The organism is Allobrachymonas wangyanguii, from assembly GCF_045055315.1.
GTDB lineage: Bacteria > Pseudomonadota > Gammaproteobacteria > Burkholderiales > Burkholderiaceae_C > Brachymonas > Brachymonas wangyanguii.
Genome location: NZ_CP173677.1, coordinates 202,194 through 222,782 on the forward strand (window position 1 = coordinate 202,194; position 20,589 = coordinate 222,782).

The window sequence follows — 20,589 nt, forward strand, 5'->3', positions numbered from 1 at the left end:
GTGGCCCTTGACGTCCGAACGTTCAGGGGCAGGAAGTCAGCCAGTTTGCTCGACTTGCGCCACCAGCCGTATGCCCAGGGCGCGCATGACGCGTGCCACAGTGGAAAATTGGGGCCGTGACGTGGGCCGCAAGGCCTTGTAGAGTGCTTCGCGTGTCAGGCCGGATTGTTCGGCCACTTGTGTCATGCCGCGTGCGCGGGCTGCGTCACCGAGGACGGCCAGCAGCAGGGCCGGGTCACCATCCTCCAGCGCCAAGTTGATATAGGCGGTGATGTCGGCTTCGTCCTTGAGGTAGTCGGCTGCATCGAAAGGTGTCAGTTCCAGCGCAGGCTCAGTTGAGGTAGTGGACATGGTTTACTCCTGAACGCGGGCAGCCAGTTGCCTGGCCTTGACGATATCGCTGGACTGGCTGGCCTTGTTGCCGCCTCCGAGCATCACGATCAGCCTGGAGCCGCGCTGGAGGTAGTACATGCGCCAACCCGGGCCGAAATGTTCCCGCATCTCCATGACGCCTTCGCCAACAGGGGCAGTGTCCCCGAGATTGCCGAGGCTGGCTTTTCGCAGCCGCAATAGCAGGCGTCTCCGCGTGACATCATCTTTCAGGTGCTTCAGCCAGAAGGAAAATTCATGCGTTTGTTCGATCGAGAATATGGACACAGTGTAATCACCTGTTCACGGCTGTCAAGCATTTGGAGCAGGGATTTTAAGTGATAAATTAATTCCAATGTATTAATTTTGTGTCCTATCTGGAGCTGGCGCCACCATCTCAAGTCTGCAGCGGAACCTCGGCTAGCGCGGCCCCGCTGCATCGCTTACTTCTTCCGCGCAGCCACCTTCTTCGCCGGCGAGGTGTTCTCGGCCACGTCCTGCACGATAAAGGTCACTTTCATGTTGACGCGGTATTCGGTGATCTTGCCGGCGTCGACCACGACTTTCTGTTCCTGGATCCAGGCACCCTGCACCTGATCGACGCTGGTGTTGACGCGGTTGATGCCAGTCTGGATCGCATCTTCAAAGCTCTTGGTGCTGGACGCGCTGATTTCGAGGACTTTGGCTACGGACATGGGAATCTCCTGTGAGTGGATATGGAGACTCCAGCGTACGCGCGCCGGTATGCAGCGCGCTACGGAACGGCGCTTGTGCCGGTGTAGGAGAAGCGCTCAGGTGCGGCGCTGTGTCAGCACTTGCTGCAGCCAGGCGTGACCGCTGACCAGCACGATGCCGACCAGCACCATGGCGGCGCCGATCATGAAGTTGCGCTCGATTGGCTCGTCCAGCAGCCAGGCGCCCAGCACCACGCCGAGCAGCGGCGACAGGAAGGACAGCACGCCCAGGCGCGAGGCCAGGTAGAAGCGCAGCAGCCAGAACCAGACCAGGTAGCTGAAGAAGGAGACTGCCAGCGCCTGGAACGCCAGCGCAGCCCAGACCATGGGCACATCGATGTGGAGGGTGGTGTGGCCGATCAGCCAGGCACCGGGCAGCAGCAGCACGAAGGCCGCAGCCAGCTGGTAGAACAGCACCTGGGTCGCCGGCAGCGTGGCCAGGCGCGTGGTGCGCACGGTGACCGTGGTGGCCGCCCAGAGGATGGCCGCGCCCACGGCCAGCAGGTCGCCGATCAGCATCTCCAGGTTGGTATCGGTGCCGTGGCCGAGAAAGGCGACGGCGATGCCGGCAAAGGCGAGCAGGATGCCCAGCCACTGCAGGGGCGACAGCCGCTCGGACGGCAGCTTCCAGTGCAGGCCGAGCGCGGCAAAGATGGGTGCCGAATACAGCAGCACGATCATGTGGCCGGCGGTGGTGTATTGCAGCCCCTTGCCGATCAGCAGGAATTCGAAGGCAAACAGCGCACCGACGGCGAGGCCGGGCTTCCAGATGCCATCGCGCACCGTGAGCTGCTCGCCGCGCCAGCGCATCATGCCCCAGACCAGCAGCGCGGCAATGCCGGAGCGCAGCGCCAGTTGCAGCGTGGGCGAAAAGTCGGCGGCGGTGGCCTTGAGCGTGATCTGTTGCAGGCTCCAGATGGTGCACAGCAGCAGCATCAGCAGGTAGGCGCGGGTATCCAGGGGTTGGCGCAGGTCCATGGTGTGGGGAAACTCGGGTCAGAGGTTGCGGTGCCGGCGCAGCAGGCTGGCGACCGGGGTTTGTCGGGATCCGGGGACCAGCGTACCGTGCTGACCGGCGCGCAGGCTACCCGCCTGTTCCACGGCCAGATACCAGCCGCAGCGTTCGTGCTGCACCATGTCGCGCGCGGCCTGCGGATAGCCCATGACGTGCACCAGCTTGTCGCAGGGCTGACGCGGTTCGCTCACGCGCAGCACGCAATCGGGAAAGTGCAGCTGGTCGCCCACATGGATATCGGCTTCGGTCAGTCCCTGCAGGGTGAGATTCTCGCCCAGAAAGCCCCAGGGCAGGATTTGTTCGGGATCAGGCGCGCCGCGTGCCGCGCGCTGCTGCTGCCACCAGGGGTAGTGTTCGGACGGGAAGGCGTAGACGGCCTTGCGCAGGCCACCGTGCACATCCAGGTCGGCCTGTTCATCGCCCTGCAGGCCGAGTTTGCCAACGGCCAGGGTATCGGGCGTGCCGCGCTTGCGGATGCCGGACAGCACGCTGCGTCCCTGCATCAGCAGCGGACTGGCAAGCGCGACATTGAGGCTGAGCAGTACAAAAGACAAGTGGCGGCACCGGGTTACGATGCCGCCACTGTATCACTCCTGACCATGGCTGCCTGGTGGGCGGCTGATCTCCTTGCGGCTTGCCCCGGATCGGGTGGGCCACAAGCCCTGACTGGGAGTCTGCACCTGTGGGTGGGGTGTCAGACCGGGGTCGCTGTTGCTTGTTGCATGGGTGTTATCTTAGTTGTGCAGGTGCAGCAGAAACTTGCGATTTTTATGCTGCAGCGCCACAATATTGGCAGGAAATTGCGCAATAACACATAGGGGTGGAAGATATGGAGCTGGATCGCTACGATCGCGCCATTCTCAAGGCCTTGCAGGCCGATGGCCGCATGTCCAACCAGGAGCTGGCCGATGCCATCGGGCTGTCGCCTTCGCCCTGTCTGCGGCGCGTGCGTGCGCTGGAGGAGGCCGGCCTGATTACCGGCTACCGCGCGCTGGTCGATGCGCGCCGGCTCGGCCTGAGCCTGATGGCGCTGATCAGCATTTCCATGGACAAGCACACGCCCGAGCGCTTTGCCAACTTCGAGGCGCTGGTCGGCGATATTCCCGAGGTGCTGGAATGCCTGCTGATCACCGGCCAGCAGTCGGATTACCAGCTCAAGGTGGTGGTGCGCGACATGGACCACTACCAGCACCTGCTGCTCAACAAGCTCACCCGCATCGAGGGGGTGACCGGCGTGCATTCCAGCTTTGTCATGCGGCGCGTGCTGGACGAGCGGCCAGTGCCGATCGGGTGAACCTGGCGGTCATCAGCCGCGCATCAATGCCTCGATCTCGTCGGCATCGACTGGCACGCCGCGCGTGATCAGCTCGCAGCCGCTGTCGGTCAGCACCGCATCGTCCTCGATGCGGATGCCGATGTGCCAGAAGCGTTCCGGCACCGTATCGGACGGGCGGATGTACAGGCCGGGCTCTATGGTGGTGACCATGCCCGGCTGCAGGATGCGGCTCGGGCGCTCCAGCACGGTCTTGCCGCTGACCGGATCGAATCGCTCCTGCGTCTGATCGGCCTCGGACGGTTCCACATAACTGCCGCAATCGTGCACATCCATGCCCAGCCAGTGGCCGGTGCGGTGCATGTAGAAAGGCTGGTAGGCGCGCTGCTCCAGCACGTCCTGCAGGCCGCCGACCTTGCTGCGATCCAGGATGCCCAGATCCAGCAGGCCTTGCGCCAGCACTTCCAGCGCGGCCTGGTGCGCGTCATTGAAGCGGCGGCCCGGTGCGGTGGCGTCTACCGCAGCCTGTTGTGCCGCCAGCACCACGTCATACACGGCGCGCTGTTCGGCGCTGAAGCGACCATCGGCCGGGAAGGTGCGCGTGATGTCGCTGGCGTAGCCGTCCAGCTCGCAGCCGGCATCGATCAGCACCAGCTCGCCGGGGCGCAGCGGCGCGGTATCGGCGCGGTAGTGCAGCACGCAGGCATTGGCACCGGCGGCAACGATGCTGGTATAGGCGGGGAACTGCGAGCCGTGGCGACGGAATTCGTGCAGCAGCTCGGCTTCCAGATGGTATTCACGCGCATCGGCGCCCATGCGCAGCAGGCGTGCACTTTCCTGCATGGCGCGCACATGGGCCTGGGCGCTGATCTGCGCGGCACGGCGCATGATGGCCAGTTCGTGCGCGTCCTTGACCAGCCGCATCTCGTCCAGCAGCGTGCAGGCATCGAGCTGGCGTGAGGGCGTCACGGCCCCAAGCCGGGTACGCGCACGTACGCCGTCCAGCCAGCCGGCAATGCGGCCTTCCAGGCCGGCATGGGTGGCAAACGGGTAGGCAACGACGTCGGCACCATCCAGCAGGGCCGGCATTTCCTGGTCGATCAGCGCCTGGCTGAAGGCGGCGTCGATGCCGAGCGTGGCCACGGCCGCCTCCGGGCCGAGTCGGTAGCCGTCCCAGATCTCGCGCTCCAGGTCTTTCGGCTGGCAGAACAGCGTGCCGTGGGGCTGGCCGTGCGCATCGGTACGCAGCACCAGCGTGGCGTTGGGTTCGGTGAAGCCGGTCAGGTAATAGAAGTAGCTGTCGTGCCGGTACGGAAAATCGCTGTCGCGGTTGCGAGCGCGCTCGGGTGCAGTCGGGATCACGGCCACGGCGCGCGGGCCGAGCTGTTGCGCCAGCCGGGCGCGGCGCGCGGCGTACGGGGAGGAGGAGGCGGAATCGTGCATGGAGCTATTGTGCATGGAGCGGCCAGGCTGCGGCGGCCTGCTTGGTTACAGCTGGTTGCAAGAAGCCGTTGCGGAAACATACAATCTACAAAGTAATCAGGTATTTTCGGGGGTAACCCTGATGGACGCGCGGGATTGCGGCGTGTCCGGATTGGGCGTGGCCTGCAGTTGCGGCCGCTTCCCGGCGCACCTGCCGCCTGCATTCCTGAGACATTCCATGAAAGATACCCTGCAAAAACTCTCCACCACCACGGTATTCCTGCACTGGATCGTGGCCCTGTTCATGATCGTGCTGATGGGCGTCGGCTGGTACATGGCCGAAACCAAGACCTATGCGCTGTACGGCCTGCACAAGTCCTTTGGCGTGGTGATTGCGGTGTTCGTGCTGTGGCGCGTCATCCACCGTCTGATCAACGGCATGCCCAAGCCGCTGGGCCAGCAGGGCGCCGGCCTGAATGCGCTGGCCAGTTTGGTGCACTGGGTGCTGCTGATCGGTACCGTGCTGTTCCCGCTGTCCGGCATGGTGATGTCGATCATGGGCGGCAACGGCCTGCAGCTGTTCGGCCTGGAACTGGTGGCCAACAACCCGGATCTGGCTAATCCCGGCAAGAACCTGCCGCTGGACGGTGCCATGGCGCGCAATGCCCGCCAGGTGCACGGCCTGCTGCTGTGGGTGATGCTGGGCGCCATCGTGCTGCACGTGGCGGGTGCGTTCAAGCACCACCTGATGGACCAGGACGGCACGCTGAAGCGCATGCTGGGCAAGCCGCTGCAGTAATCCTTGCAGCCTGATCCTGCCAGGGCCCGCTGATCGATCCGGTCAGCGGGCCTGGCTGTTGATGGCTGCCAGGCGCTCCGGCGTGCCGACATCGACCCAGCTGCCGTGGTACAGGCTGCCGGTGACGCGGCCCTGCGCCATGGCGGCGCGCAGCAGCGGTGCCAGCGCCGCCACCACGCCAGCCGGATTGCCCGGTGGAATCTCGCACCAGGGCGGCTGGAACAGCTCGCGGCGCAGCAGGGCGATGGTGCTGTAGGTGTAGCGCGGCAGGCTGCTGTTATCCCGCGCGGTATCGTGCAGCACGCCATGCGCATCCAGCGCAAAGTCGCCGGCCGGGTTGTGTTCCGGATTCGGCACCAGCCACAGGTGCGCCAGCGCGTCACTGGCCTTGAAATGGGCGTATGCGCTGCGGCTGAAGACAAAATCCGGCGCGAAGACATCGCCGGCGGCCAGCCAGAAGGTATCGGCCAGCTGCGGCAGCGCGCGCACAATGCCGCCGGCGGTTTCCAGCGCCTGGCCAAAATCGATCTCTTCGCGCGAGTAGCGCAGTGTGCTGGCGGGTAGCGGCTGGCCGTGCGCATAGTGCGCGCCAAACCAGGCCGGAATCTGCTCGCCCAGCCAGCCGGTATTGACCAGCAACTCGGTAAAGCCCTGGCTGGCCAGCGCGCGCATCGGCCACTCCAGCAAGGGCCGGCCCTGCACCTGCAGCAGTGGCTTGGGCGTGTGGTCGGTCAGCGGGCGCATGCGGTTGCCGCGGCCGGCAGCCAGCAGCATGGCCTGGGCCGGGGAACGGGGGGTACTCGGGGTGACAGCGTCAGACATGGGCAGGAGTGGGGCTGGCCGGCGCCGGGTGCGTCCGGGTCTGGCGGGATTGTAATTCCCTGCCTGCGTCTGTGCCTTGTATCCATTTGCTGCAATTGCGCTTGACAAGGTTAAAATGGAGGGTATTTCCCATTTCATCCACACCCCGGAGTCCACCCGCATGACCTCCACCGTATCGGCCACCACCATGGCCAATGCCATTCGCGCGCTGTCCATGGATGCCGTACAGCAGGCCAATTCCGGTCACCCCGGTGCCCCGATGGGCATGGCCGACATGGCTGTCGCCCTGTGGGGCCAGCACCTGCGTCACAACCCGTCCAACCCGCAGTGGCACGATCGTGACCGTTTCGTGCTCAGCAATGGCCATGCGTCGATGCTGATCTACTCGCTGCTGCACCTGACCGGCTACGAGCTGCCGCTGGACGAGTTGAAAAACTTCCGCAAGCTGCACAGCAAGACGCCGGGCCACCCGGAAGTCGACATCACCCCGGGCGTGGAAACCACGACCGGCCCGCTGGGCCAGGGCATCACCAACGCGGTGGGCATGGCACTGGCAGAAAAACTGCTGGCGGCCGAATTCAACCGTCCGGGCCACGACATCGTCAACCACCACACCTATGTGTTCCTGGGTGACGGCTGCCTGATGGAGGGCATCAGCCACGAGGCCTGTGCCCTGGCTGGCGCCTGGAAGCTGGACAAGCTGATCGCGCTGTACGACGACAACGGCATCAGCATTGACGGCCAGGTGCAGCCCTGGTTCGTGGACGATACCGCCAAGCGCTTCGAGGCCTACCAGTGGAACGTGATCGGTCCGGTCGACGGCCACGATGCCGCTGCCGTGAGCGCCGCCATCGCCCAGGCCAAGGTCGGCAACGGCAAGCCCACGCTGATCATCTGCAAGACGCATATCGGCAAGGGCAGCCCGAACCGTGTCGATACCGCCAAGGCGCACGGCGAACCGCTGGGCGCCGAGGAAATCGCGCTGACGCGCCAGGCGCTGGGCTGGGAACATGGCCCGTTCGAGATTCCGCAGGAGGTCTACGCCGCCTGGGACGCACGCGACGCCGGCCAGAAGACCGAAGCTGCCTGGGACAGCGTGTTTGCCGGCTACGCCATGGCACACCCGATTCTGGCCGCCGAATTCCTGCGCCGCATGAACGGCCAGCTGAGCGATGACTTCGCCCGCATCTGCATCCAGGCTACGCAGCAGGCTGCCGAAAAGGCCGAGACCGTGGCATCGCGCAAGGCTAGCCAGATCGCGCTGAACGCCTTTACCGCCGCCATGCCCGAGCTGCTGGGCGGCAGTGCCGACCTGACCGGCTCCAACCTGACCAACACCCCGTCCACGCCGGCCTTCCGCGTCGATGCCGCCGGTGCCGTGGTCAAGACCGAAGACGGTCAGATCGGCCGCCACATCAACTACGGCGTGCGCGAGTTTGGCATGGCGGCCATCATGAACGGCGTGGCGCTGCATGGCGGCTACATCCCCTACGCTGGTACCTTCCTGACCTTCAGCGACTACAGCCGCAACGCGATCCGCATGGCGGCGCTGATGAAGCAGCGCGTGGTGCACGTGTTCACGCACGATTCCATCGGCCTGGGTGAAGACGGCCCGACGCACCAGTCGATCGAGCACGCCGCCAGCCTGCGCCTGATTCCGGGCCTGGATGTCTGGCGCCCGTGCGATACCGCCGAAACGGCGGTCGCCTGGTCGGTGGCATTGCAGAACCGCGAGCGTCCCACGGCACTGCTGCTGAGCCGCCAGAACCTGCCCTATCTGCCCAAGCATGACCTGAGCATCATCCACAAGGGCGGCTACGTGCTGTCCGATCCGGCTGACGGCCAGTCGCCGCAGGCGGTGCTGATCGCTACCGGCAGCGAAGTGCAGCTGGCGGTCGAGGCGCAGAAGCAGCTGGCCGAACAGGGCGTGGCAGTGCGCGTGGTCAGCATGCCCAGCAGCACCACCTTCGACCGCCAGGACGAGGCCTACCGCCAGACCGTGCTGCCGGCCGGCCTGCCGCGCGTGGCGGTGGAAATGGGCGTGACTGCCTTCTGGTACAAGTACGGCTGTGCGGCCGTGGTCGGTATCGATACCTATGGCGAATCTGCTCCGGCAGGCGCGCTGTTCAAGCATTTCGGATTCACTGCCGATAACGTGGCTGCCCAGGTGCAGGCCGTGCTCGGTAACTGAACTTTTTTTCCGGTTTCCAGTTTCATATATCAAGGAGAAAATCCCATGGCAATCAAAGTAGGCATCAACGGCTTCGGCCGCATCGGTCGTTGCGTGTTCCGCGCTGCTGTCGAGAACTTCGGTGACGAGATCGAAGTGGTTGGCATCAACGACCTGCTGGAGCCCGACTACCTGGCTTACATGCTGCAGTACGACAGCGTGCACGGCCGCTTCAAGGGCGACGTGAAGGTCGAGGGCAACAACCTGGTGGTGAACGGCAAGACCATCCGCCTGACCGCCGAAAAGGATCCGGCCAACCTGAAGTGGGGCGAGATCGGCGTGGACGTGGTGATCGAGTCCACCGGCATCTTCCTGACCAAGGAAGGCGCACAGAAGCACATCGACGCCGGCGCCAAGAAGGTGATCATGTCGGCCCCGTCCAAGGACGACACCCCGATGTTCGTGCACGGCGTGAACTGCGCCAGCTACGCCGGCGAGCCGATCATCTCCAACGCGTCCTGCACCACCAACTGCCTGGCACCCGTGGCCAAGGTGCTGAACGACAAGTGGGGCATCAAGCGCGGCCTGATGACCACCGTGCACGCTGCTACCGCCACCCAGAAGACCGTGGACGGCCCGTCCAACAAGGACTGGCGCGGTGGCCGCGGCATCCTGGAAAACATCATCCCGTCCAGCACTGGCGCTGCCAAGGCCGTGGGCGTGGTGCTGCCGGCCCTGAAGGGCAAGCTGACCGGCATGTCCTTCCGCGTGCCGACCTCTGACGTGTCCGTGGTTGACCTGACCGTGGAACTGGAAAACTCTGCCAGCTACGAAGAGATCTGCGCCGAAATGAAGGCCCAGTCCGAAGGCAAGATGAAGGGCGTGCTGGGCTACACCGAAGACAAGGTGGTGGCTACCGACTTCCGTGGCGATGCCCGCAGCAGCATTTTTGACGCCGAAGCCGGCATCGCGCTGGACGGCAACTTCGTCAAGTTGGTGAGCTGGTACGACAACGAGTGGGGCTACTCCAACCGTTGCCTGGACATGGTCAAGGTCGTGAACGCCAAGTAAGCGTCTCCGCCTGACCTGAGTCACGAGCCGGCCTGATGCAGATCAGGCCGGCTTTTTCATATCCGTCGTCTGGCGGAGCGGCAAGCGCCGGCGCGTGGCTTATCATCAGGCTATCCCCCCTTCAGAAATCCGGTAGCACGGGTGCTGCCCAGTCAGGAGCTGTTGCATGAAAGTTTCCGCCATCCAGATGGTGTCCGGCACCTCGGTTGCCACCAACATGATCACTGCCCAGGAGCTGCTGCGCGAGGCCGCCGGCAAGGGTGCCGAGCTGGCGATCCTGCCCGAGTACTTCTGCCAGATGGCGCTGCGCGACGAGCAGAAGCTGGAGCTGGCGGAAGAGCCGGGCCAGGGCCCGCTGCAGAATTTCCTGGCCGAGATGGCGAATGACCTGAACCTGTGGCTGGTGGGCGGCGCAATTCCGCTGCGCAGCGAGGATCCGAATCGTGTCACCAACAGTTCGCTGGTGTACAACCCGGACGGCAAGCAGGTGGCGCGCTACGACAAGATCCACTTGTTCGCCTTTCACCGTGGTGGCGAGAGCTATGACGAGTCGCGTGTGCAAGTGGCGGGAGCCGAGCCGGTGACGTTTGACCTGCCGTCCACGGATGGCCACACCTGGCGTGTTGGCCTGTCGACCTGCTATGACCTGCGCTTCCCGGAGCTGTACCGCCAGCTGGCGGCTGACCTGATCGTGGTGCCGAGCGCGTTTACCTACACCACTGGCCAGTCGCACTGGGAAATCCTGCTGCGCGCACGTGCCATCGAGAACCTGGCCTATGTGGCGGCCCCGGCACAAGGTGGCCGCCATGAAAACGGCCGCCGCACCTGGGGCCAGACCATGATCGTCAACCCCTGGGGCAAGCTGCTGGCCGAACGCGCCAACGATGCCGGCGTGGTGACGGCCAACTGTGACTGGGAGATGATGCAGGAGATGCGCCAGCAGCTGCCGGCGCTGGGGCATCGACGATTGTAAACGCTCTGCGTCTGCCATCTGCCTGATCACCTGCCCCGTACAGCTGGCGCTGGCGGGGCATTGTCATGCTGGCGTCGTGTAGGCTGCCCGGGTAGCCTGGAAATGGCACCATGCGCGAGGCTGGCTATCTGCCTGCTTCTCTTGCCGGTGCACTATCTTTCTGTGACGCTTTTTCATTTAAAGGACCCCCATGCGCGAAGCCCTCATAGCCATGGTCATCATCGCCGGCAGCGCCATGCCGATCCAGGCCGCCATCAACAGCCAGCTGCGCAGTGGCCTGCTCGGCAGCCCGGTGCTGGCCAGCCTGGTCTCGTTTGCCATGGGCACGCTGGCCTTGCTGCTGGTCTACTTTGGCGCGCTGCGCGGTGGCCTGCCCAGCATGGCCGAACTGGGCAAGACGCAGTGGTGGATGTGGCTGGGCGGACCGCTCGGGGCGTTCTTTGTGCTCACCAGCATCCTGGCAGCACCGCGCATTGGCGCGGCCAGCATGATCGTGCTGTTCGTTGCCGGCCAGATCCTGATGGCGCTGGTGCTGGATCACTTTGGCCTGCTCGGCATGCCGCTGCGTGAAGTCAACGCTACGCGCCTGCTCGGTGCCGCGCTGGTGCTGGTTGGCGCGCTGCTCGTCACGCGCGGTTGAGGCATGAAAAAACCGGCTGCGGCACAGGGCCACAGCCGGTTGCATCCGTCAGTCAGGCCAGGCCTGACTTAGGGGATCAATAGGTCAGGATCAGCTGGTAGATCGAGGTCGTACCGCTCACCTCGTTGCCCACCATCAGCAGCGGCTTGCCGTTAGGCGACTGGGCTGCCGGGATAAACGCCAGGCCTTCCGGACCCAGGTCACCCGCCTTCACGGTAGACGGATCCTTGATCGTCCAGTCTTCACGCGTGTTGATGTAATCCACCTGCTCCGGGGCCGTCGGCTTGCTGATGTCATACACCAGCACGCCACCCATGCGCTCCAGGCCGATAAAGGCAAAGGTCTTCTCGCCAATCTTGCCGACAGTCACGCCTTCCGGCTCCGGACCCTTGTTGTCGCTGCGGTTGTCCATCGAGCTGCCAGCTTCGTGGTTGGAGTTGAAGAAGTCCTTGCACGGGATATTGCGTGCCGCACCGGCCTTGCAGCTGTCGCTGGACAGGAACTGCTCCATCGCATCGCCGGAGTCCCATACCAGCTGGCCCTTGTCATTCCAGATCGAGAAGGAGCGCGCACCGTAGGCGTACAGTGCGTCGTACATCAGGCGGTCACCCTTGGGGTCGGCCACGCCGGAGGCGTTGTACATCTTGGGCGAACCGTCGGCGTTGGTCTGGTAGCCCTGCGTCCAGGTCACCGTCAGGCGGCCCAGCTGGTCGTCTTCGCGGCAGTCACCCGGCTTGCCGGCTTCGGCACCGCAGTAGCCAAACACGGCCGGGTTCAGCAGGCCACCCTTGGCCATGGCCGCCAGCTGCGGCGGCAGGTCGTCACCGGCGCGGCCAGACCAGCCCTTGGCGTTGATCAGGTGCTTGGCACGGAACTCCTCGACAAAGCCCTTGCTGGCGTCGCCCGCCCAGTAGGCCTTGTTGTCCTCGCCCCAGGCGCGTGCATCGCCCTCGTTGGCGCTCACCAGATAGGTCTTGCCGTCCACCTCGTAGGCGGCAATCGCATCCGGCAGGAACAGGCCGCGCACGCCAGGCCAGGTGCGGATATCCACCTTCAGGTCGGTATCGCTGGCATCAATGCCATTGCCGTCCTTGCCATGGTCCTTGAAGCCCATCGGCACGATATCGGTCACCTTGGCATTCGCCACATCGATGATGGCGAAGGCATTGTTTTCCTGCAGCGACGCCCAGGCCGTCTTGCCATCGGCCGACACGGCGATGTATTCCGGCTCCAGGTCTTGGGCGGCGGTGGCGTTCGGGCCAAAGACGCGCACGCCCTTCTTCAGCAGCTCGGCCTTGTCAAAGGCCTTGAAATCGGCGGTGCGCACCACCGGCTTGGCCGGATCGCGCACGTCCACCACGCTGATCGAGCCTTCCGGATCGATCTGGTAGTCATCGCTCGGCTCGCCTTCGTTGGCCACCAGCACGGTCTGGCCGTCCGGCGTGAAGGTCAGCATGTCGGGCAGGGCGCCCACTTCGGCCTTGCCCAGCAGGCTCAGGTCGCTGGCCTTGTACAGCGCCAGCAGGCCCTTGTCGGTCTTGGTGGCGGCCTGCACGGCCACGGCCACCAGGCCCTCATGCACGGCCACGCTGTTGATGGAGGCGCCGGGCAGCAGCTTGGTGGCATCGATCGTGCCGATGTGCTCCGGCTTGGCCGGATCCGTCATGTCGATCACGTCCACGGCACCCTTCTGGGCGTTGACGATGAAGCCGCGCTTGCTCTTGGCATCAAACGCCGGGATTTCGGCAGCGCTTTCGCCAAACACGCCGCTGTCATAGGCACCGATCTTTTCCAGCACCACAGTCTTGGGCGTGGCCTCTACCGGGGCAGCGGGAGCAGCAGGCTTGTTGTCATCGCCGCCGCAGGCAGCAAGGGCGGCAGCAGCCACCAGCGACAGCAGCAGGTGGCGGGGGAATGTGGTCAGCTTGGACATGGCAGTTAAAAACAGGTTGAAAGTTCCTGTTTGTAACTGCTCTTTGTTACACATCCGTGAAGCGCCGGAAAACCACCAGGTTCAGGGTGCCGATAGCGGCTCCGCGCCATCCACCTCGGTCGGCACGCGCTGCGCCAGCGCGCACATCAGCTCGTAGCCCAGCGTACCGGCCGCCGCAGCCACTTCGTCAATCGGCAATAGCGCGCCGCCGCTGGAACGGCCCCACAGCGTGATTTCCGTGCCCACACGGGTGTCGAAGTCGGCCGGGATCTGCGTCGTCTCCGGTGTCAGGTCCACCGCCAGCATGTCCATGCTCACGCGCCCCAGCGTGCGGCTGCGGTGGCCGCCCACCAGCACCGGCGTGCCGGTCGGGCAAACGCGCGGGTAGCCATCGGCATAGCCGCAGGCGACGATGCCGACGCGCAGCGGCCGTTCTGTCGTGAAGGTGCCGCCATAGCCGATCGCATCGCCGGGCTGCAGTTCACGCACCGCAATCAGCTCGCTGCGCAGGCTCATCGTCGGCTGCAGCTGCCAGTGCGCGATGCCGTGATCGGGAAAATCCGGGCTACTGCCATACAGCGCGATGCCGGGGCGTACCCAGTCGGTCTGTTCGGCAATCTCCGGGTGGCGCAGCAGGGCGGCGCTGTTGCAGACGCTGCGCTCGCCGGGCAGCTCGTCCGTGGCCTGCTGGAACGCCTGCCAGGCGGTGGCAGTGCCGGGCACGGCCACATCGGCGGTGGCAAAGTGCGTCATCAGGCCGATATCTTCCACCTGCGGCAGTGCCTGCAGCCGTGCATAGGCGGCGCGGAAGCGTTCCGGCGCAAAGCCGAGCCGGTGCATGCCGCTATTGAGCTTGAGAAACACCTTGTGCGGCTGCAGCGTCTTGTGGCCGGCCAGCATGTGGATCTGCTCGTCGCTATGGATCGTGTGCCAGAGCCCGAGGCGCGAGCACAGCTCCAGGTCACGCGGATCAAACACGCCTTCCAGCAGCAGGATCGGGCCGCGCCAGCCGAGCTGGCGGATGCGCTGCGCCTCGGCCAGGTCCAGCAGCGCAAAGCCGTCGGCACCACGCAAGCCCTCGTAGGCGCGCTCGATGCCATGGCCATAGGCGTTGGCCTTGACCACCGCCCAGACGCGTGCCTCGCCGGCGGCCTGGCGGCAGCGTTGCAGGTTGTGGCTCAGGGCATCGGTATGGATCAGGGCGTGGATCGGGCGTGGCATGGCGGACTCGTTCAGAAGCTCCCGATTATGCGCCCGGCAAACAGAATGCGCGGGGATTTTGCCGGCCGTCATCAAACCGCCAGCCAATTGGCGCATACTACGAGGATGTCCTGCCGCAGCGGCAGGCACCCCATTCTGTGTCCGGTCGCCGTGCCGGATGACGTGCCGCATACACTCCCGGCACGCCATATCCGTGAAGGTTTTTCGTTTGATTTTTGCCGATCCCTGCATGTGCGCCGGAGCCGCCGACTCATGAAACGCGGCTTCTACACCATCATGGCCGCGCAGTTTTTCAGCTCGCTGGCCGACAACGCCTTGTTCATTGCCGCCGTCGCGCTGCTGCGTGCCAGCGGCTCGCCCGACTGGCAAATGGCAGCGCTGGTGCCGATGTTTGCGCTGTTCTACGTGCTGCTGGCACCCTTCGTCGGTGCCTTTGCCGATTCGCAGCCCAAGGGCCGCGTCATGTTCTACAGCAACGCCTTCAAGGTGGTCGGCTGCCTGGCCATGCTGTTCGGCTCGCACCCGCTGCTGGCCTATGCGCTGGTCGGCCTGGGCGCGGCCGCCTATTCGCCGGCCAAGTACGGCATCCTGACCGAGCTGTTGCACCCCTCGCAGCTGGTGCGTGCCAACGGCTGGATCGAGGGCCTGACGATTGCCTCCATCATCATGGGCGTGTTGTTCGGCGGCCAGCTCATCGGGCCGCACCTGGCACCGCTGCTGCTGTCGATCAACTTCCCCCTGATCGATACCGGCATCAGCTCGCCGGAAAAGGCCGCCATCTGCGTGATCATGTTGATCTATGCGCTGGCCTCGCTGATCAATACCTGGATCCCGGAAACCGGCGTCATCATGCGTCCGTTGCCGCGCAACCTGCTGAGCCTGGTGCCGGATTTCCGCACCTGCAACCGCCGCCTGTGGGACGACAAGCTGGGCCAAATTTCGCTCGCTACCACCACGCTGTTCTGGGGTGTCAGCGGCAACCTGCGCTACATCGTGTTGGCCTGGGCCGCCGCGGCACTCGGCTACAACGTCACGCAGGCCTCCAGCCTGGTCGGCGTGGTGGCCGTGGGCACGGCTGTCGGTGCCATCTGGGCCTCGATGCGGGTGCGGCTGGACCAGGCGCCGCGCGTGATGCCGCTGGGCATCGTCATGGGCCTGCTGGTGATCATGCTGATCTTCGTGCGTGATGTCTGGGTCGCGGCACCGTTCCTGATCGTGCTCGGCGCCATCGGCGGCTACATGGTGGTGCCCATGAACGCGCTGCTGCAGCACCGGGGCCACAACCTGATGGGTGCCGGCCGCTCGATTGCCGTGCAGAACTTCAACGAGCAGGCCTGTATCCTCGGCATTGGCCTGTTGTACACCCTGTCCACCAAGTGGGGCATGACGGCGTTTGGCGCCATCACCGCCTTTGGCCTGCTGGTGGCCTTCAGCATGTGGCTGATCATGCGCTGGCACGCCGCCAACCTGCGCCGCTACCCGCGTGAAGTGGAATCGCTGCTGGAACTGGCGCGCAGCGACAAGCTGCATTGAGCCACCATGCCGGCCGCCTCCCGCACCAGTCTGCTGCCAGCCTGGGCCATCGCCTATAACGCGCTGGTCTGGGGTCTTTCCTGGCTGCCGTTGCAGCATTTGCAGGGGCAGGGCCTGCACCCGCTTTGGTCCACCGCGCTGATGTACAGCCTGCCGATGCTGTCGCTGCTGCTGTGGCGGCCGCAGTTGCTGCGCGAATTTGCCGGCCAGCGCGATCTCTGGTGGCTGCTGCTGGCTTCCGGCCTGACCAATGCCTGCTTCAACTGGGCCGTCGCTACCGGCGACGTGATCCGCGTCGTGCTGCTGTTCTACCTGATGCCGGTCTGGACCGTGTTCCTGGCCTGGTGGCTGCTGGACGAGCGCCCGACGCGCTCCGCGCTGCTGCGCGTGGTGTTGGCCCTGGCCGGCGTGGTGCTGGTGCTGCAACCCTCTGGCGGCAACTGGCGCGACTGGCAGCTGCCCTTGCCGCAAGGCCAGGCCGATGTGCTGGCGCTGCTGGGCGGCTTCTTCTTTTCCTGCACCAATGTGCTGCTCAACCGCAGCAGCCGCCACAGTTCACCGCCGGCGCGCGTGCTGGCCATGTTCAGCGGCGGCGTGCTGCTCGGCAGCCTGACCGCCTGGAGCATGCTGCAGCTGGGCCGCATGGGCGTGACGCCGATCCCGGCCGTGGAGTGGGTCTGGGTGTTGCAGGTGGTGCTGTTCAGCCTGCTGTTTGTCTCGGGCAATATTGCGCTGCAGTACGGATCGGCGCGGCTGAGTTCGCACACGCTGTCGCTGATCATGCTGCTGGAAGTGCTGTTTGCCAGCATCTCCTCGGCCTGGCTGGGTTCGGCGCAGCTCACGCTGCAGGTGCTGGCCGGTGGCGTGCTGGTGATGGCGGCGGCCCTGCTGGCGATTCCGCGTCAGGAATCAGCCGGGCATTGACACTGCAGCGTCAGAGATCCACTTCGGCCAGCGCCAGGCGCACGGCCACGTCCGGATAGTCGCGTGCGCCTTCGAAATCGATGGCGACCAGGCCGGCGTACATCAGCAGGGCCATGGTGGCCACGCCCAGATAGCGCAGATAGGGATGGGGAGTGCGGGGCTTGCGGGAGGGCATGGTGTTCTCCTGGGTGGCGGGGGACGATCCATGACGTCGTCCATGGCCTGATTGTCCGCGGCAAGCTGCCGCTGGCGTGTCAGACGATGCCGCGTCCTGTGCCCTGCACGCCTACTGGAACAGCCGGAACACCAGCGGTATCAGGAACGATCCCAGAATCGCCTGCATGCCCAGCGCCAGGCCGGCAAAGGCGCCGGCTTCGGCATTGATCTGCAGCGCGCGTGCCGTGCCAAAGCCATGCGCTTGCGTGCCCAGCGCAAAGCCACGCACCGGCCAGGAATCGATCTTGCACCAGTCAAACAGGTACTTGGCGGTAATCGCGCCGAACAGGCCGGTATAGAGCACGAAAATCGCCGCCAGCGCCGGCAGGCCGTGGATTGCTTCGGCCACGCCCATCGCCACCGGTGCCGTCATCGCCTTGGGCGACATGGACACGATCAGCTCCCTGGGCAGGCCAAAGGCCCAGCCCAGCAGCACCGCGCTGAGGGCGCTCACGGCACCGCCGATCAGGGCGGCGGTGAGCAGCGCCTTGAAGTAGCGGCGCACCACCTGTCGTCGTTGCCACAGCGGCCAGGCCAGCGCCACCACCGCCGGGCCCAGCAAGAAGTGGATGAACTGCGCGCCGGAAAAATAGCGCGGGTAGGGCGTGCCGGTCAGCAGCAGCAGCGCGATCAGCATCGCCACCGAGGTCAGCACCGGGTTGGCCCAGGAGGCATAGCCGGAGCGGGCATACAGCAAAAAGCCGAACAGGTAGGCCGCCAGCGTCGCCGTCAGGCCAAACAGCGGCATCTCGGACAGGTAGATCCAGAGCTCGACCACGTCATTCATGGGCGGCATCTCCCTGGTCGGCGGGGGTGCCGCGCAGCAATGCCCGCAGCACCAGCGCCGTTACCACCAGGCCCAGCAGCGTGGACAGCGACAGCACCAGCAGGATGCGGCCGCCGTACTGCTCCAGCAGCGGCAGCTGGGTGATCACGCCAACGCTGATCGGTACGAACAGCAGCGAAAAATGCGACAGCAGGAATTCGGCGCAGACCTGCACCGGGCGGCGCAGCGGCTCCCACAGCAGGGCTGGCAACAGCAGTACCATGCCGAGCACCGGCGCTGGCAGCGGCAGGCCGAGCAGTCGCACGATGCCTTCGCCGGCCAGCTGGAACAGCAGCAGGATGGTGAAACCTTTCAGGCCGTCCATGGGGAAATCAAGGCTTGTCGCGGTTCGGGCAGTCGGTCTTCTTGCAGTGGGCGTACAGGCTCAGCGCGTGGTCGTGCAGCTCAAAGCCGTGATCGCGCGCGATATTGTGCTGGCGCTTCTCGATCTCGGCATCGAAGAACTCCTCGACATGGCCGCAATCGAGGCAGACCAGGTGGTCGTGGTGCTCGCCCTGGTCCAGCTCGTACACGGCCTTGCCGTTGTCAAAGCTGTTGCGGCTGAGCAAGCCGGCCTGTTCGAACTGGGTGAGGACGCGGTACACCGTGGCCAGGCCAATCTCCGAGCCTTCCTGCATCAGGATGCGGAACACGTCTTCCGCGCTCAGGTGGCGCTGCTCGGAGTTCTGGAAGATTTCCAGGATCTTCAGGCGCGGGCCGGTGGCCTTGAGACCGGTGCTCTTGATTTCCTCGATATTGCTCATGGTGCTGCCGCTACAATGTCCTTTCGACCGAATAGTGTTCACATCATATCTTCAGGAAGGCATCCCGATGCAGGATCATTCCCAAGCTACTACTCCGCGCCGCAGTATGGCGCGTGCCATGGCCGCCCTGACCGTGGCGGCGGCGCTGCTGGGCAGCGGCTGTGCCCTGTACAAGCCCGAGGTGGCGCAGGGCAACTTCGTCTCGCGCGAGCAGGCGGCACGTCTGGCGCCGGGCATGACGCGCGAGCAGGTGCGCCAGGTACTCGGCACGCCGCTGCTGCAGGACCTGTTCCGCGCCAATCGCTGGGACTACGTGTTCACGCTCAAGGAGCGCAAGGATGTGGAGCGCCTCAACTACCGCCTGAGCGTGTTCTTCCAGGATGATGTGCTGGCCTCGGTAGAGGGCGCCGATACCCTGCCGACCGAGACCGAGTTCGTGCGCGTGCTGGGCCACGACAAGGAATACAAGCCGCGCAACCTGCAGGCCGATCCCGACAAGCTGCAGAGCTTTGCCGAGAAGAACCGCCCGCGTGAAAGCAGCCTGCCGGAGCAGCCTACGGCTCCTGGTTCCACCAGCTTCCCGCCGCTGCCGCAATAAGATTTCTCCCTGTTTTCCGGTTTTTTCATGCAACACCATATTGCCATTGCCGGCGCCAGCGGGCGCATGGGCCACATGCTGATCGAGGCCATTCAGGCCGCCGACGATTGCACCCTGAGCGGTGCGCTGGATATCGCCGGCGCGGCCGCACTCGGCAGCGATGCGGCGGCCTTTACCGGCAAGCCGGCCGGCGTCGCCATCACGGCGGACCTGGCCCAGGGCCTGCAGGATGCCCATGCCCTGATCGATTTCACCCGCCCCGAAGGCACCATGGCGCATCTGGCGGCCTGCCGCGCCGCTGGCGTCAACCTGGTGATCGGCACCACCGGTTTCAGCGACGCGCAGAAGGCGCAGATCGCCGAGGCTGCGCAAGACATCGCCATCGTCATGGCGCCCAACATGAGCGTGGGCGTGAATGTCACCTTCAAGCTGCTGCAGATGGCGGCCAAGGCCATGGCCACCGGCTACGACATCGAGATCATCGAGGCGCACCATCGCCACAAGGTAGATGCCCCGAGCGGCACCGCACTGCGCATGGGCGAGGTTATCGCCGAAGCCATCGGCCGCGACCTGAAGGAATGCGCAGTCTACGAGCGCTACGGTCATACCGGCGAGCGTGATCCGTCCACCATCGGCTTCTCCACCATCCGTGGCGGTGACATCGTGGGCGACCACACCGTGCTGTTTGCCGGCACCGGCGAGCGCATCGAGATCACGCACAAGTCCTCCAGCCGCGCCACCTATGCCGAAGGCAGCCTGCGTGCGGCGCGCTTCCTGGCTGGCAAGCGCAGCGGCCTGTTCGACATGTTCGACGTGCTCGGCCTGCCCAAGGACTGATGCCTGCGGGCGTGATCCGTTCCGGCTTGCGCCCATTCGCCCCATGGAGCTGTTTGCCCAGCGCCCGGCGCTGACCTTCATTCTGCTGCTGGTGTGCAGCAATGTGTTCATGACCTTTGCGTGGTACGCCCACCTGAAGGAGTTGGCGGCGCGTCCCTGGTATATCGCGGCGGTCGTCAGCTGGGGCATTGCCCTGTTCGAATACCTGCTGCAGGTGCCGGCCAACCGCGCCGGCTACACCGTGTTCAGCCTGGGCCAGCTCAAGGTGATGCAGGAAGTCATCACGCTGGCGATTTTCGTGCCCTTCGCCGTGTTCTACATGAAGGAGCCGCTCAAGCTCGATTACCTCTGGGCCGGACTGTGCCTGGTGGGTGCGGTATATTTCATGTTTCGCAGCAACTGACCCTGTCAGGCTGCTGTTTCCCGATTTTTCGCCTGCCAACCGCCAA

24 protein-coding genes are annotated in these 20,589 nt (G+C 65.0%); 11 read left to right on the forward strand and 13 right to left on the reverse strand.

Annotated features, from left to right (window positions below; all coding sequences use genetic code 11):
- Positions 1-36: 36 nt before the first annotated feature.
- The 5 genes from ACI3EV_RS00920 to ACI3EV_RS00940 form a co-directional block, all read right to left on the reverse strand.
- Positions 37-351 carry an addiction module antidote protein gene (locus tag ACI3EV_RS00920; RefSeq protein WP_329770589.1) on the reverse strand — a complete coding sequence of 105 codons (315 nt, stop codon included), beginning with the start codon at positions 349-351 and terminating at the stop codon, positions 37-39.
- 3 nt (positions 352-354) lie between these two features.
- The gene (locus tag ACI3EV_RS00925) at positions 355-651 is read right to left on the reverse strand and encodes a type II toxin-antitoxin system RelE/ParE family toxin (RefSeq protein WP_405198053.1); all 297 of its coding nucleotides are present in this window, start codon (positions 649-651) and stop codon (positions 355-357) included.
- 161 nt (positions 652-812) lie between these two features.
- A complete protein-coding gene (locus ACI3EV_RS00930; protein ID WP_329770591.1) occupies positions 813-1,064 on the reverse strand; it encodes a dodecin family protein in 252 nt (83 codons plus the stop codon).
- Positions 1,065-1,160: 96 nt separating this feature from the next.
- On the reverse strand, positions 1,161-2,081 hold the full coding sequence (locus ACI3EV_RS00935) for a DMT family transporter (RefSeq protein ID WP_329770592.1): 921 nt from the start codon (positions 2,079-2,081) through the stop codon (positions 1,161-1,163).
- 18 nt (positions 2,082-2,099) lie between these two features.
- Entirely contained in the window at positions 2,100-2,672 is a 573-nt protein-coding gene (locus ACI3EV_RS00940; RefSeq protein ID WP_329770593.1) for an MOSC domain-containing protein, read from the reverse strand.
- A gap of 275 nt (positions 2,673-2,947) precedes the next feature.
- Here ACI3EV_RS00940 and ACI3EV_RS00945 point away from each other — a divergent pair, with 275 nt between their 5' ends.
- Positions 2,948-3,412 (forward strand): Lrp/AsnC family transcriptional regulator, encoded by a 465-nt coding sequence (locus tag ACI3EV_RS00945; RefSeq protein ID WP_329770594.1) that lies wholly within the window; start codon positions 2,948-2,950, stop codon positions 3,410-3,412.
- 12 nt (positions 3,413-3,424) lie between these two features.
- Here the strand turns inward: ACI3EV_RS00945 and ACI3EV_RS00950 are convergent, their stop codons facing one another.
- Complete coding sequence (locus tag ACI3EV_RS00950; RefSeq protein ID WP_329770595.1) at positions 3,425-4,834, reverse strand: aminopeptidase P N-terminal domain-containing protein; 1,410 nt, start codon at positions 4,832-4,834, stop codon at positions 3,425-3,427.
- Between the two features lie 217 nt (positions 4,835-5,051).
- Between ACI3EV_RS00950 and ACI3EV_RS00955 the strand changes: the two genes are divergently transcribed.
- Positions 5,052-5,612: a cytochrome b gene (locus ACI3EV_RS00955; protein ID WP_329770596.1), complete on the forward strand. Its 561-nt coding sequence runs from the start codon at positions 5,052-5,054 to the stop codon at positions 5,610-5,612.
- A gap of 42 nt (positions 5,613-5,654) precedes the next feature.
- Here the strand turns inward: ACI3EV_RS00955 and ACI3EV_RS00960 are convergent, their stop codons facing one another.
- Positions 5,655-6,434, reverse strand: a complete 780-nt coding sequence (locus ACI3EV_RS00960) for a nucleotidyltransferase family protein (protein WP_329770597.1) — start codon at positions 6,432-6,434, stop codon at positions 5,655-5,657.
- A 160-nt stretch (positions 6,435-6,594) separates the two neighbouring features.
- On the opposite strand from ACI3EV_RS00960, the gene tkt reads away from it, so the two are divergent.
- The 4 genes from tkt (at position 6,595) to ACI3EV_RS00980 (ending at position 11,288) form a co-directional block, all read left to right on the forward strand.
- On the forward strand, positions 6,595-8,625 hold the full coding sequence (tkt, locus tag ACI3EV_RS00965) for a transketolase (RefSeq protein WP_405198008.1): 2,031 nt from the start codon (positions 6,595-6,597) through the stop codon (positions 8,623-8,625).
- A gap of 45 nt (positions 8,626-8,670) precedes the next feature.
- Complete coding sequence (gene gap / locus ACI3EV_RS00970; protein WP_329770599.1) at positions 8,671-9,675, forward strand: type I glyceraldehyde-3-phosphate dehydrogenase; 1,005 nt, start codon at positions 8,671-8,673, stop codon at positions 9,673-9,675.
- Positions 9,676-9,841: 166 nt separating this feature from the next.
- On the forward strand, positions 9,842-10,648 hold the full coding sequence (locus ACI3EV_RS00975; protein WP_329770600.1) for a carbon-nitrogen hydrolase family protein: 807 nt from the start codon (positions 9,842-9,844) through the stop codon (positions 10,646-10,648).
- A gap of 190 nt (positions 10,649-10,838) precedes the next feature.
- A complete protein-coding gene (locus ACI3EV_RS00980; RefSeq protein ID WP_329770601.1) occupies positions 10,839-11,288 on the forward strand; it encodes a DMT family transporter in 450 nt (149 codons plus the stop codon).
- A 76-nt stretch (positions 11,289-11,364) separates the two neighbouring features.
- Here the strand turns inward: ACI3EV_RS00980 and ACI3EV_RS00985 are convergent, their stop codons facing one another.
- Complete coding sequence (locus ACI3EV_RS00985) at positions 11,365-13,221, reverse strand: choice-of-anchor I family protein (protein ID WP_337691967.1); 1,857 nt, start codon at positions 13,219-13,221, stop codon at positions 11,365-11,367.
- 81 nt (positions 13,222-13,302) lie between these two features.
- Positions 13,303-14,442 (reverse strand): alanine racemase, encoded by a 1,140-nt coding sequence (gene alr, locus ACI3EV_RS00990; protein ID WP_337691966.1) that lies wholly within the window; start codon positions 14,440-14,442, stop codon positions 13,303-13,305.
- A 252-nt stretch (positions 14,443-14,694) separates the two neighbouring features.
- Here alr and lplT point away from each other — a divergent pair, with 252 nt between their 5' ends.
- Both lplT and ACI3EV_RS01000 read left to right on the forward strand, forming a co-directional pair.
- Complete coding sequence (lplT, locus tag ACI3EV_RS00995; RefSeq protein ID WP_329770604.1) at positions 14,695-15,975, forward strand: lysophospholipid transporter LplT; 1,281 nt, start codon at positions 14,695-14,697, stop codon at positions 15,973-15,975.
- A 6-nt stretch (positions 15,976-15,981) separates the two neighbouring features.
- Positions 15,982-16,899 carry a DMT family transporter gene (locus tag ACI3EV_RS01000; RefSeq protein ID WP_337691965.1) on the forward strand — a complete coding sequence of 306 codons (918 nt, stop codon included), beginning with the start codon at positions 15,982-15,984 and terminating at the stop codon, positions 16,897-16,899.
- A 10-nt stretch (positions 16,900-16,909) separates the two neighbouring features.
- Here the strand turns inward: ACI3EV_RS01000 and ACI3EV_RS01005 are convergent, their stop codons facing one another.
- The 4 genes from ACI3EV_RS01005 to fur form a co-directional block, all read right to left on the reverse strand.
- The gene (locus tag ACI3EV_RS01005; RefSeq protein WP_337691964.1) at positions 16,910-17,074 is read right to left on the reverse strand and encodes a hypothetical protein; all 165 of its coding nucleotides are present in this window, start codon (positions 17,072-17,074) and stop codon (positions 16,910-16,912) included.
- Between the two features lie 111 nt (positions 17,075-17,185).
- Complete coding sequence (locus ACI3EV_RS01010; RefSeq protein WP_337691963.1) at positions 17,186-17,902, reverse strand: LrgB family protein; 717 nt, start codon at positions 17,900-17,902, stop codon at positions 17,186-17,188.
- Complete coding sequence (locus tag ACI3EV_RS01015; RefSeq protein WP_337691962.1) at positions 17,895-18,266, reverse strand: CidA/LrgA family protein; 372 nt, start codon at positions 18,264-18,266, stop codon at positions 17,895-17,897. The genes ACI3EV_RS01010 and ACI3EV_RS01015 overlap by 8 nt, the downstream gene beginning before the upstream one ends.
- Before the next feature lie 7 nt (positions 18,267-18,273).
- The gene (fur, locus tag ACI3EV_RS01020; RefSeq protein ID WP_329770610.1) at positions 18,274-18,705 is read right to left on the reverse strand and encodes a ferric iron uptake transcriptional regulator; all 432 of its coding nucleotides are present in this window, start codon (positions 18,703-18,705) and stop codon (positions 18,274-18,276) included.
- Positions 18,706-18,823: 118 nt separating this feature from the next.
- Here fur and ACI3EV_RS01025 point away from each other — a divergent pair, with 118 nt between their 5' ends.
- Genes ACI3EV_RS01025 through ACI3EV_RS01035 form a run of 3 tightly spaced genes read left to right on the forward strand, consistent with a single transcriptional unit; the run spans position 18,824 to position 20,543 of the window.
- Entirely contained in the window at positions 18,824-19,303 is a 480-nt protein-coding gene (locus ACI3EV_RS01025) for an outer membrane protein assembly factor BamE (protein WP_337691961.1), read from the forward strand.
- Positions 19,304-19,330: 27 nt separating this feature from the next.
- Positions 19,331-20,140, forward strand: coding sequence for a 4-hydroxy-tetrahydrodipicolinate reductase (gene dapB / locus ACI3EV_RS01030; RefSeq protein WP_329770612.1), 810 nt, complete (start codon positions 19,331-19,333; stop codon positions 20,138-20,140).
- 43 nt (positions 20,141-20,183) lie between these two features.
- Positions 20,184-20,543, forward strand: a complete 360-nt coding sequence (locus ACI3EV_RS01035; RefSeq protein WP_329770613.1) for a DMT family protein — start codon at positions 20,184-20,186, stop codon at positions 20,541-20,543.
- Positions 20,544-20,589 lie beyond the last annotated feature (46 nt).